Source organism: Cupriavidus phytohabitans, assembly GCF_000426345.1.
In the GTDB taxonomy this organism is placed as follows: Bacteria; Pseudomonadota; Gammaproteobacteria; order Burkholderiales; family Burkholderiaceae; genus Cupriavidus.
This window is the reverse complement of sequence record NZ_AUFE01000004.1, coordinates 27262-39883: the sequence shown is the minus strand read 5'-3', so window position 1 is coordinate 39883 and position 12622 is coordinate 27262. Positions and strand designations below refer to the sequence as shown.

10 protein-coding genes are annotated in these 12622 nt (G+C 66.9%); all 10 read right to left on the bottom strand.

Features of this window, described 5'->3' with window-relative positions:
• Positions 1-40: 40 nt before the first annotated feature.
• Complete coding sequence (locus K309_RS0104135; protein WP_029045240.1) at positions 41-904, bottom strand: glycine betaine ABC transporter substrate-binding protein; 864 nt, start codon at positions 902-904, stop codon at positions 41-43.
• A 75-nt stretch (positions 905-979) separates the two neighbouring features.
• Positions 980-2146: an FAD-binding oxidoreductase gene (locus K309_RS0104130; RefSeq protein ID WP_029045239.1), complete on the bottom strand. Its 1167-nt coding sequence runs from the start codon at positions 2144-2146 to the stop codon at positions 980-982.
• Between the two features lie 21 nt (positions 2147-2167).
• Positions 2168-3406 (bottom strand): aromatic ring-hydroxylating oxygenase subunit alpha, encoded by a 1239-nt coding sequence (locus K309_RS0104125; protein WP_029045238.1) that lies wholly within the window; start codon positions 3404-3406, stop codon positions 2168-2170.
• Between the two features lie 53 nt (positions 3407-3459).
• Positions 3460-4245, bottom strand: a complete 786-nt coding sequence (locus tag K309_RS0104120) for a drug:proton antiporter (protein ID WP_029045237.1) — start codon at positions 4243-4245, stop codon at positions 3460-3462.
• Positions 4242-5414, bottom strand: a complete 1173-nt coding sequence (locus K309_RS0104115) for an electron transfer flavoprotein subunit alpha/FixB family protein (RefSeq protein ID WP_029045236.1) — start codon at positions 5412-5414, stop codon at positions 4242-4244. Before K309_RS0104115 ends, K309_RS0104120 begins: the two co-directional genes overlap by 4 nt.
• Before the next feature lie 4 nt (positions 5415-5418).
• Positions 5419-7344 (bottom strand): (Fe-S)-binding protein, encoded by a 1926-nt coding sequence (locus K309_RS0104110; protein WP_029045235.1) that lies wholly within the window; start codon positions 7342-7344, stop codon positions 5419-5421.
• A gap of 2 nt (positions 7345-7346) precedes the next feature.
• Positions 7347-9410 carry an NADH:flavin oxidoreductase gene (locus K309_RS0104105; RefSeq protein ID WP_029045234.1) on the bottom strand — a complete coding sequence of 688 codons (2064 nt, stop codon included), beginning with the start codon at positions 9408-9410 and terminating at the stop codon, positions 7347-7349.
• A gap of 64 nt (positions 9411-9474) precedes the next feature.
• Entirely contained in the window at positions 9475-10008 is a 534-nt protein-coding gene (locus K309_RS0104100) for a DUF5943 domain-containing protein (RefSeq protein ID WP_029045233.1), read from the bottom strand.
• Positions 10009-10148: 140 nt separating this feature from the next.
• Positions 10149-11120, bottom strand: a complete 972-nt coding sequence (locus K309_RS0104095) for a dipeptidase (protein ID WP_029045232.1) — start codon at positions 11118-11120, stop codon at positions 10149-10151.
• A 37-nt stretch (positions 11121-11157) separates the two neighbouring features.
• Positions 11158-12432 carry a serine hydroxymethyltransferase gene (locus tag K309_RS0104090; protein ID WP_029045231.1) on the bottom strand — a complete coding sequence of 425 codons (1275 nt, stop codon included), beginning with the start codon at positions 12430-12432 and terminating at the stop codon, positions 11158-11160.
• Positions 12433-12622: the final 190 nt, after the last annotated feature.

Sequence of the window (12622 nt, the reverse complement as noted above, 5' to 3'; positions counted from 1 at the left end):
TCGTGGCCCGCGTTGTTGCGAGTGTCGTGGCTTGACGGATTTACTGCGTGTTCTCGAGCCACGCACTGACGCGGTCCCCATGCGCGGCAATCCAGGCGTCGGCGGCTGCATCCGGCTTAGTGCCGTTCTGGATCGCCAGCATCACGCTATCGATCTCGCCCGGCTTCCACTGGAACTTCTTCAGGAAGGCCACGACCGGCTTCGCCTTGTTCTCCAGGCCCGGGTTCACGACGTTGTCGACGTGCTCGGACTCCCCGAACACCTTCTTGGGATCGTCGAGGAAGCGCAGCTTCCACTTGGCGAACATCCAGTGAGGCGCCCAGCCGGTCACGACCACCGGCTTGTTCGCGCTCATCGAGCGCGCCAGCTCGACCGTCATCGCGCTGCCCGAGCTGGGCATCAGCGAATAGCTCAGGCCATAGCTCTTGATCGCCTCGGACGCCTTGCGCATCACGCCGGCGCCGGCATCGATGCCGACGATGCGGCCCTCGAACGAGGCCTTCCGCGCGTTGAGCTCGTCGATGCTTTTCGCGCTGACGGAAGCCGGAACGATCAGGCCGATCCGCGCTTCGGTAAAGTTGGGCCCGAGGTTGACCACCTTGGTCTTGAACTGCTCCCAGTAGGCGCCCTGCGTGACCGGCAGCCATGCCGACAGCGTCGCGTCGAGGTCGCCGCGCGCGACGCCCTGCCACATCACGCCCGCCGCCACCGGCACGAGCTGCACCGGATACCCCAGCTTCTTCTCGATGATGCGCGCGGCCACGTTGGTGGTGGCAACGCTGTCATCCCAACCCTCGACGTAGCCGATCTTCAACGTTGGCTTGGTGTCCCCGAGCGCGAGCGCGCTCCATGTCAGCATGACCGATGCAGCGCCAGTGCAGAATAGTTTTCCGAGAAGTTTCATGTCTACCCTCCTTTAATCGGCGCCGAGGCGCTCACCTTCTGAATACGAACCGTCGGCCGCTGTGCGTGCCAGGCCTCACTTGTCGATCACGAGGTCCGACAGCGGCTTGCTGCAGCACAGCAGCACCATGCCCTGGTCGATCTCGCGCTGGCGGATGCCGCCGTTGTGCTTCATGTCGACCTGCCCGCTGACCAGCTTGACCTTGCACGTCCCGCACATGCCCTGCGTGCATGACGCAGGCAGCCGCACGCCCGACTGGCGCGCCGCGTCCAGCACGTTCTGCCCCGCGCCGCAGGCAATGTCCCGTGCGCTTCTGGCGAAGCTGATGTTGAACCGCGCCATGTCGGCATGGCCGTTGGCTGCTGGTGTGCCCCCCTTGCCCTCCCCGGCAGCCTCGGCCGCTTCGCCGGGGGCGGGCTCAGCGTTCAAGGTCTCGAAGGAGAAGCTCTCCTCGTGGTAGCGCCTGCGATCGAAGCCGGCTTCGTCAAGCAGCTCGCGCACCGCCTTCATGTAGGGGGCCGGGCCGCACGTGAAGATCTCGCGCTCCATGAAATCCGGCGCGATCAGCTTCAGCAGCGGCAGCGACAGGAATCCGGTGACGCCCGGCCAGTTGGTCCGCGCGCCGACACGCTCGCAAACGAACGCGGTGCGGAAGTTCGCCTGGTTTGCCGCGATCAGGTCCAGCTCGCGGGCAAAGATGATGTCGTCCGGCGTGCGCGCGCTGTGCAGGAAGACGATGTCGCGGTCCTCGGCGAGATCGTGGTGCGCACGGCTCATCGACATCAGCGGCGTGATGCCCGAGCCCGCGGACAGGAACAGGTACTTGTGCGCCGGGTGCCGCGCGCAGGTGAACTCGCCGCCAGGCCCGAGCATGCGGATCGGCATGCCCGGCGTCACCGTGTCGTGCAGCCAGTTCGACACCTTGCCACCCGGCACCCGCTTGACCGTGATCGAGACCGTGTGCGGCTGCGCCGGCGAAGACGAGATCGTGTAGCAGCGATTGATCGTCTCGCCGTCGATGTCGAGTTCCAGCGTGATGAACTGCCCCGGCTCGAACACAAAGGCGCGCCCCTGGGGCGAACGGAAGAAGAAGCTCTTCACGTCGTGCGTTTCCTGCCGCACGTGGCAGCACACCAGCGTTTCCTCCACGTCGCTCGTCCAGCGCTCGGGAAGCGCGTTCCAGAACGCCGGGCGCGTCACCCGGCTGTCCGCTGATTCGAAATGCACCGCATCGCGCATCATGTCAACCTCCGCTCCTTGCGCTCAGGCGCCGATCTGCTCGGCGAGCCGGCGGACATACCATGCCGAGAATTTCTCGACCAGGCCTTCGGTGAACGGCGAGTACGGGCCGGGCTCGTACGCGCTGCTCGCCGCGCCGCGCTGCGAGTACTCGACCAGCGCGCGGTCCTGGTCATTGGTCGCGTTCCAGACCGCGGTCAGGTTCTTCACGTCGTAGTCGACGCCCTCGCGCGCATCCTTGTGTACCAGCCATTTGGTGCGGACCAGGGTCTCGCCGGCCGACAGCGGGATCACCGAGAACGTCACGATGTGGTCGCTCATGAAGTGATGCCACGAGTTAGGCTGGGTCCAGAAGGAAAGCCCGCCGAGGTCTGCCTGCTCGAAGTTCCCAAGCAGTTTCTTCGAGGCCACCTTCGCGTCCAGCGTCTGCGATTCGCCGCTGCGGTCCAGCGGCAGGCGCTGCGTGCGGAAACCCGTGGTCTCCAGCAGCCGCTCGATTTCCGCCGATGGCAGCTTCATCGCTTCCCATTGCGCGGCGCGCGTGTCGCAGGTGCGCTCGAACGCTTCCATGCCCTCCGCGTTGGCCGGCGAGCGCTGGTAGCCGAAGCCGTACTCGTACAGCGAAATGGTCAGCTCCGGATGGTTGGCCACGCAGTGGTAGCACTCGCGGTTGTTCTCCATCGTGAGCTTCCAGTTGCCCTGTTCGATGATGTCGACCTGCGCGGCGACCTTGGTGTTCGGCAGGTCGTGCGGCAGCAGGTACGGTTCCATCGCAGTGCGCATCGGCGCGAAGTCCGGCGGCTCCTTGGCCAGGCAGACAAAGATCAGCCCGGCAAGGTTCTCCACGTGTACCGACTTCAGGCTGTGCTTGCAGCGGTCGAACTTCTCGCCCATGTGCTCGGCGAACATCAGCTCGCCACTCAGGTTGTAGGTCCAGCTGTGGTATGGGCACACGATGTTGCCAACCGTGCCCTTGTCCTCGTTGCACAGCCGTGCGCCGCGATGGCGGCACACGTTGTGGTATGCGCGGACCTGCATGTCGTCGTCGCGCACGATCAGGATCGAGTCCTGGCCAAGCTCGACGGTCACGTAGTCTCCCGGCTCCGGCACGTCGGGCTCGACCGCCACCTGGATCCAGTGCTGGCGGAAGATTGCCTCCATGTCGAGCGCGAAGATTTCCTCGCTCAGGTAAAAAGGCGCCTCGAGGCTGTGGCCCGCCTTGCGCCGCTCCACCAGCGCGCGAATGTCTGCCGATACGTTCATCGTTTGCTCCGGATTCCCTGCGTCCCTGGTTGTTTGCCGACAGACCGGCAATGTCAGTAGTCGATGAGTTGATGCTCGCGTAAATACGCGAGGATGACTTGTGCTTTTTCGACCGAAGTCCCACCGTTTACGACGTTCCCGCCGCGGCTCTCGGTGGTCGTCGCCGACAGCATGCGGGCGTGGCCCGAGCGCTTTTCGGCGGCCGCCAGCTTGACCGGCTTGCGCTCGACGGCGCCGAGCGACCACGCCGCCGCATCGCTGTCCGCGCAGCGTGCGGCCGGCGCGGTGCGGATGGCGCCGCCGCGCAGGCGCGCATGGGCATAGCGCGGCTGCGCGTTGGCGAGCGGGTGCACCGCGACCACCGCGGGCAGCGCCGCATCGACGCGCCGGCGCAGGCCCTTGGGCAGGAACTGCCGCACGGCAACGCGCCCGCCCTCGATGTCGACGTCCACGGCGGCGCCAACCAGCGGCCGGCCAAGCACCGCGGCGAGGCGGTACGGCAGCATGCCGGTGTCGTAAGCGCCCTCCGCGCGGGTGCCTGTCAACACCAGGTCGCAGTGCTCCAGTTGCGCGGCCAGCACGCGCGCCCCGTCGTCGCCAGCCCCGCACGGCAGTACCTCAACCTCGCTTGCGCCGAGCGCCAGGTAGTCAGCGAGTGCCGGATCGGCGGCATCGCCCGCGTGCAGCACGGCGAGCTGCGCGCCGTGCTTGCCGGCCAGGCCGCGCCCGAGCTCCAGCGCGGCGGCGTCGTTGCGGCTGTAGCGCGGTGCGCCGCTGACCGGATGACGGCCAACGGATACCAGCACCGCGATGCGCTTCACTTGTCGGGGGGCGTTCATGCTGCGACTCCTGCGAGTTCCCTTGGCCCTGCCGGAGCCGGTTTTCCACGCGCCGGGCGTGCGGCCTGCACCAGCGCCATCAGCGCGGCAATGGTCTCGTGCGCGTCGCCGACAATGGTCAGGTTCGCGCGCTTGGCGATCGGCGCGCTGCCGTCGACATTGACGGCGATCACGTGGCGGCAGTCCTTGATGCCTTGCAGGTGCTGCACCGCGCCGGAGATGCCGAACGCGATGTAGACGCTCGCCTCGACCGTCTTGCCAGTGGCGCCGACCTGCTTGTCGCGGGTGAAATGCCCGTTGTCCACGGCGACCCGGCTGGCGGCGATGGCCGCGCCGAACGCGCCCGCCAGACGCTCGAACGCGCCGATGTCGGTCACCCCGTTGCCGGCCGCGACGATGAAGTCCGCCTCCTCGAGCGCCACCCGGGCGGCATCGATCTCCTCGATGCCTAGATCGCGGTACGGGTGCGTGCTGCTCCCCTTCGCGCACAGGAAGTCGGGCGAAAGCCGCTCGCCTGCGCCGGTGAACGGCAGCTTCGCGTCGACCGCGCCCGGCGCCAGCAGGATCACGTCGGGCAGCGCGCGGGTCGCGAACGATCGCCTGGCGTGCGCATACGTGCCGACGTGGCGTGCATCGATCTCGACCACATGCGTCGCGACGCTCGCTCCGGCCTCGGCCGCCGCTGCCGCATAGCGCCGGCCGAGATCGCCGTCGCCCGCGGCGTTGTCCGGAATGAAGACATGCCTGGCCGAAAGGGCGGTGGCGCATGCCTGTAGCGCCCGCAGTTCCGCCTCGGGGGCGAACGTGCGGCGGTCGAACTCCGGCAGGGCGATCAGCTTGTCCGCGCCCAGTTCCGCCGCATCGTCCTTCATCTCGCCGAACACCAGCAGCACTACCTCGGTCTGCGCGTCGGCCAGCAGCGCCGCCGCGGCTAGCGCCTGGCGCGCATGGTCGTCGAGCGCGCCACGCTCGCTGTGCGCGGCAACCAGCATCACATAGCGCGGGTCGCCAACCGCCCGCCGCGGCTTTGCCGCCGCGCCGTGCCCGTGCGCGGGCCAGTGCGCCGCGCCAGCGTCCGCGCTGCCGGCCTCGCCCAGCGTGATGCGCCTGAGGCCCGCCGCCGTGATGATGAACGGCCGGCGCGGATCGATTCGTTTGATCGTGTCCATCAGTTCACTCCAGCGAAGCGGCAACCAGTTCAGCCACGTCGAGCACGTCCGGCCGCGGGCCGACGACGCCCTCGAGCATCGCGGTGCAGTTGGGACATCCGACCGCGACCACTTCCGCGCCCACCGCGCGCGCATCGGCGATGCGGATATCTGGGATGCGCTGCTTGCCGGGGATGTCGGTCAGCGGTGCGCCGCCGCCACCTCCGCAGCACCGGCCGCGCATGCCGTGGCGTTCCATTTCGATCACCTGGATGCCGATGGTCTTGAGCAGCTTGCGCGGCGCCTCGGTTTCGCCGTTGTAGCGGCCGAGGTAGCACGGGTCGTGGTAGGTGGTGCGCTTCTCGCGCAGCGCCTCCACCGCCTTGGGCGCGATCAGTCCGGTCGACGCAAGTTCGGCAAGATACGTGGTGTGGTGCTTCACCGTCACGCGCAGGCCCAGCGCGCGGTATTCGTTGCGCAGGCTGTGCATCACGTGCGGGTCGGCCGTCACGATCTGCTTGAACGAGAGCGCGTCCAGCGTGCCGATCAGGTGCCTGGCCAACTGCTGGAAGGTGGCCTCGTCGCCGAGGCGGCGCGCGACGTCGCCCGTGTCGGTTTCGGCCTCGCCCAGCACCGCATAGTCGACGCCGGCCTTGTTCAGCACCTTGACCAGCGCGCGCAGCGTGCGCTGGTACCGCATGTCGAAGCCCCCTTCTCCAGCCACGACCAGCACGTCGACCGCCTTGTCCGGCCGCGCAATGGGTGCGTTCAGGTCCACCGACCAGTCGTAGCGCGCCGCCTTGTCGAAGCCGCCCATGGTGCCGGTCTCGCGCAGGTTCGCCAGCACTTCGGCGCCCTTGCCGGGCACGGTGCCATGCACCAGCGTCTGGTTGCGGCGCATGTCGACGATCGCATCGACGTGCTCGATCAGCATCGGGCATTCCTGCACGCAGGCGCGGCAGGTGGTGCACGACCACAGCGTCTGCGCCTCGATCAGGCCGGACACGATCGGCCCGTTGGGTTCGCCCCGATGCCGGCCGACGGGAATCCCCGGCGTGGGGCTGCCGGCGTAGGCGGCATCGCTGCCGCCCGCCATGCCGACGACCAGGTCCTGGATCAGCTTTTTCGGGTTGAGCGGCTGGCCGGAGGCGAACGCCGGACACGCCGCCTCGCACTTGCCGCATTGCACGCAGGCGTCGAAGCTCAGCAACTGGTTCCAGCGGAACTCGACCGGTTTCGCGACACCGTATTCCCTTTGCTCAATGTCGGGCATCTTGAGCGCCGTCGGCGGCGTGGCGGTGCCGCTGCCGGTGTACGACTCGGGTGTCGCCGCGAAGCGCTCCTGGCGCGGGTGGAAGGCCAGGTGCAGCAGGCCAGCCATCGCATGCTTCATCGGTCCGCCGGTGGCGGCGCCGACTGTCATCGCGAATGCGCCGACGCCGATCAGCACCGCGCACAGCACGGCGAATGCGCCCGACATCACCTCGGCCGGCACCACGGTGTACAGCGCCAGGCCCAGCGCGAACGAGCCGAGCAGCCAGGGCAGCGTATTCCACGGGCCCTTCGACAGGCGCGCCGGCACATCCTTCGCCTTGCGGCGGCGCCACACGAACACCGCGCCGACCAGCATCGCGAGCGCAGCGACCAGGATGAGCTTGTCGAGCCACGGCGAGTAGATCGCGAGGCCGTAGTTGACGAACACCAGCGCCAGCGCGGCGATCGCGCCGCCCGCCGTGGCCACGTGCGTCTTCGCGATGTACGGATCGCGCGCCACCACGTGGTGCAGGTCGACGAAATAGCGCTTGGGGATTGCGAACAGGTTGGCGATGCCGAACGAGCCGGGCGCGGCGGCCCGGCCGAGCCGCCAGTACGACGCGCGCCGCAGCACCGCGAAGGCAAGGCCGGCCACCGACAGCCACAGCAGGGCGGTAATCAGCAAGGACGGATTCATGGTCAGAAATCCTTGACGAGCCGCAGCGCGTCGTAGATCGCGCCGTGGATGTTATGCATCGAGATGCAGTCGCCAACGCGGAACAGCAGGAAGCGGCCGTTGCCGAGCGTCTCCGACAGGCACGGCTGCGGCTCGGCGGCAAACAGCTTGTGCACGTCGACCTGGCCGCGGTTGACCGATTCCGGCTTGAGCTTCCAGTAGAGCGCGTCGTTCGGCGTCGAACCGTTCTCGATCACGACCTGGTCGACCGCGCGCTCCTCGAGTTCTTCCGTGTACTCGTTGCGCAGCACCGCGATCTTCTTGCCGTCTTCCTCGTAGACACGGTCGAGCCAGTAGTTGGGCGTATGGATCACGCCCTGCGCATACAGGCGGCGATAGAAGATCGGGAAGGTCGTGCCGCCGCAGTCGTCGGCGACCTTCACGTCGGGCGTGACGATCTCGACTTTTGCGCCGCGGCTTGCCAGGTAGTCGGCGACTCCCGCTCCTGCATGCGTGCTGACGCCGTCATAGACCAGTACGTTCTGCTTCGCTTCGACACGCCCGGACAGCACCTCCCACGAACTGACGGCCAGCCCTTCGGCAACGCCCCACGCGGGGATCTGGTCGGAGAAGGCGCGGCCACCCGTGGCCAGCACGATGATGTCCGGCTTCTCGGCCATGATCATCCTTGCGTCGGCCTCCACGCCGAGCCGGCGGTCAACGCCGAGGCGCTTGGTCTCCATGTCGAACCAGCGCACGATGCCGGCCATCTGCTCGCGTTGCGGTGCCTTCGAGGCCAGCATGATCTGCCCCCCGACTTCGGCATTCTTCTCGAACAGCACCACGTCATGGCCGCGTGACCGCGCAACGCGCGCCGCCTCCAGGCCCGCCGGGCCCGCGCCGACCACCACGATCTTGCGCTTCGGTCCACGCGATTTCTCGATCACGTGGGGCATCGTCGCTTCGCGCGACGTGGCCGCATTCTGCACGCACAGCACGTCGAGGCCGTTGTACTGGCGGTCGATGCAGTAGTTCGCGCCAACGCATTGCTTGATCTCGTCCTCGCGGCCGTCGCGGATCTTGATGACCATGTGCGGGTCGGCCATCTGCGCGCGCGTCATGCCGACCAGGTCGACCATGCCGCTTGCCAGCAGCCGTTCGGCCTGCCCGGCGTCGCGGATGCTCTGCGCGTGCATCACCGGGATCCTGACCACCGACTTGATCCCCGCCGCCAGGTGCACGAAGGGCTCGGGCGGCAGCGCCATCGGCGGCATGCAGTTGGCCAGCGTGTTGTGCGTATCCGCGCCCGATCCGATCACGCCGAGGTAGTCGATCAGCCCCGACTCGGACATGGCCTGCGCGATCTCCTTGAGCTGCTGCTGATCGAGCCCATCCTCGTGGAACTCGTCGCCGCACATGCGCAGGCCGACGCAGAAGTCCTTGCCGACCGCCTCGCGCACCGCCTGCAGCACCTCCACGCCGAAGCGCAGGCGGTTCTGCAGGCTGCCGCCCCACTCGTCGGTGCGGAAGTTGGTGCGCGGGCTCCAGAACTGGTCGATCAGGTGCTGGTGCGCGGCCGAGATCTCGATGCCGTCCATCCCGGCGTCCTTGACGCGCTTTGCCGCGGTGGCGAAGTCGGCGATGATCCGGCGGATTTCCTCTACCTCGATGATCTTGGCGTTGCCGCGGTGCACCGGCTCGCGCACGCCCGACGGCGACATCAGGTGCGGCCAGTGCTCGCCGTGGAACGCCGAGCGGCGGCCCATATGGGTGGCCTGGATCATGATCTTCGCGCCGTGGCGATGCATCGTCTCCGCCAGCCGGGAGAGGGGCTCGACGATCCTGTCCGTGGCAAGATTCACCGACTTCCACCAGCCCTGGGGGCTGTCGATCGATACCGGGCTGGAGCCGCCGCAGATCGCCAGGCCGACACCGCCCTTCGCCTTTTCTTCGTAATAGCGGATGTAGCGGTCGCCCGGCAGGCCGTCCGGTTCGGCATACACCTCGGCGTGCGCGGTGCTGACGATCCGGTTGCGCAGCGTCAGCTGGTTGAGCTGCAAGGGTTTAAACAGGTGGGGATAGCGCATCGCAGGCGACCTCTGGCGTTCGTATGTCTTTCGTGTTGCGGATGAAATCTGGCTCGGGGGACGCTCAGTGGCCGATTGCCGACACCTCGAACACGCAATGCTCGTGGCCTTCGGCCGCGCACTGCGCTTCCTTCGATTGCGCGCGCGGCCCGCCCGTGCCAGCCGGCGCCGTGTCGTTGACCCAGTCCATCGCGCCGGCGAACCAGCCGGCGAACATGTAGCAGAGCTTGCCTTCCTTGCCCGGCTGCGCGAGCACGAACGACGAGTGGTGCAGCGCGATACGCGCATGCGCCGTGGCCGGATCGGCCTCGAGCAGGGAGAAGAGACCCCAGCCGCGCTGCGACAGCCGCTTCAGGTAGTGCTCATAGACGGCCATGCCGGTGAGCCCGTGCAGCTGGGCCTCCTTGTCGCACCAGTGGTACGCGGACTTGTACCCCGCCTTGTAGAGGATCTCGGCGTATGCATCGGCGCCGAGCGTCTCTTCGACCGCGACGTGGTTGTTCGTGAAGAAATGGCGCGGGACATACAGCATCGGCAGCGCATCGGTAGTCCAGACGCCGGTGTCGGGATTGACGTCGATCGGCAGTTGCGGTTGCATCGTGGTGGCTCCGTGAGGATGATTTCGCCGCTTGCGTCGTGGCGCAGGCGCGGCATTGCCCGCGTGCCCGCGCGGCGCGAGGGCACGTCCCGTTTTGTAGTAAATCGCTGAAGGGTTCTACGACCGGCGCTGGCGCCGGCTCAGGCGCCCCAGACTTCCTTGAACACCCGTACCCAGTTCTCGCCCATGATCTTGCGGATGCGCGAGGGCTTCCAGCCCGCGCGCTCCATCGCCGCGGTCAGGTTCGGGAACTCCCCGATGGTGCGGATGCCCTCGGGATTGATCACCTTGCCGAAGTTGGTCAGGCGGCGATAGCGGCCTTTGTCGTGCGTCAGCATGTCGAAGAATTCCGTGCTGTAGCCCTGCGTGAAGTCCGTGCCGATGCCGACTGCATCCTCGCCGACCAGGTTCACGACGTAATCGATCGCTTCGATGTAGTCGTCAACCGTCGCCTCGATCCCGCGCTTCAGGAACGGCGCAAACATGGTCACGCCAACGAAGCCGCCGGCGTCGGCGATTTCCTTGAGCTGCTCATCGCTCTTGTTGCGCGGATGCTCCTTCAGGCCGGACGGCAGGCAGTGCGAGTAGCAGACCGGCTTCTTCGAGAAGGCAATCGCTTCGGACGAGGTCTTGCCGCCGACATGCGACAGGTCGACCATGATCCCGACACGGTTCATCTCGGTGATCACTTCACGGCCGAAGTCGGACAGCCCGCCGTCACGCTCGTAGCAGCCGGTGCCGACCAGGTTCTGCGTGTTGTAGCACAGCTGCACGACGCGCACGCCCATGTCGGCGAACGCTTCGATGTAGCCGAGGTTGTCCTCGAACGCATGCGCGTTCTGGAAGCCGAGTATCACGCCGGTCTTGCCATCCCGCTTCGCGCGGCGGATGTCGTCGGTGGTGCGCACCAGTGTCAGCAGTTCGCCGTGCTCGCGGATCTGCTGCTTCATCAGCGCGATGTTGTCGACGGTCTTGGTGAAGTTTTCCCAGACCGAAACGGTGCAGTTCGCGGCGGTGACGCCGCCCTTGCGCATGTCTTCGAACACGGACCGCTCGAACTTCGAGATGTTCAGGCCGTCGATGATGATGCTGTCTTCGTGCAGCGGGCTCATGGGTTGCTCCACTCCTTGGCTCGGGTCATGTCGGTGTTCAGTAGATCGGGAAGCGGTCGCACAGCGCGAAGATCTCGCTCCGCACGCGCTGCTCCGTGGCCGGGTCCCCTTCCGGGTTCGCGCGCAGCGCCTCGAACACCTCCAGGATCAACCGGCCGATCTCGCGGAACTCCGCGACGCCGAAGCCGCGCGTCGTGGCAGCCGGGGCGCCAAGGCGGATGCCCGATGTGATCGTCGGCTTCTCGGTGTCGAAGGGAATACCGTTCTTGTTGCAGGTGATGCCGGCGCGCTCGAGCGCCTGTTCGACCTGCGTGCCCTTGAGTCCCTTCGGGCGCAGGTCGACCAGCAGCAGGTGGTTGTCGGTGCCGCCTGTCACCAGGTCGACGCCGCCCTCCTTCAGGACTTCGCCGAGCGCCTGCGCGTTCGCCAGCACGTTGTCGATGTAGGTCTTGAACTCCGGCTGCAGCGCCTCGCCAAAAGCGACCGCCTTGCCCGCGATCACGTGCATCAGCGGGCCGCCCTGCAGGCCGGGGAACACGGCCGAATTGATCTTCCTGGCGATCTCTTCGTCGTTGGTCAGCACGAAGCCGCCGCGCGGCCCGCGCAAGGTCTTGTGCGTGGTCGAGGTGACGACGTGGGCATGCTCGACCGGGTTCGGATGGCGGCCCGCGGCGATCACGCCGGCGATGTGCGCCATGTCGACCATCAGCTTCGCGCCGACGCTGTCGGCAATCGCGCGGAAGCGGGCGAAATCCAGCTTGCGCGGGTAGGCCGAGAAGCCGGCGATGATCAGGCTCGGCTTGTGCTCATGCGCGAGCGCTTCGACCTGGTCGTAGTCGATCAGCATGGTGTCGCGGTTCACCCCGTACTGCACGGCGTTGAACCACTTGCCGGACAGGGCTGGCTTGGCGCCATGGGTCAGGTGGCCACCGGCATCGAGCGACATGCCCAGCACGGTGTCGCCCGGCTTGGCCAGCGCCAGCATCACCGCGCCGTTGGCCTGCGCTCCGGAGTGCGGCTGCACGTTGGCGAAGCCGGCATTGAAGAGCTCCTTCACGCGATCGATGGCAAGCGCTTCGACTTCATCCGCGAACTCGCAGCCACCGTAGTAGCGCTTGCCCGGGTATCCCTCGGCGTACTTGTTGGTCAGCACCGAGCCTTGCGCCTCGAGCACCGCGCGCGACACGATGTTTTCCGAAGCGATCATTTCGACCTGCGACTGCTGCCGCTCGAGTTCCTTGAGGAGTGCGCCGCGCACCCGCGAGTCGCGCTCGGCCAGGGACTGCGAGAAGAAAGACTTGGTGTTCGACATAGGGTATCCGTGACTGATTGAAATGGCTGCTGACGGGGCGAGACGCCCGCTGCGCCTGGGGCGATTTGCCCTGTTCAACGCAGCGTTGCCGACGGATCTATTCTTGTCGTTCGCGTTTTTGGCCGGTTGGTGAATTCAGACGCGTTCTTTTCCATTTCCGCCATTCGCGTCCGATTTGAACAAGTAGGGC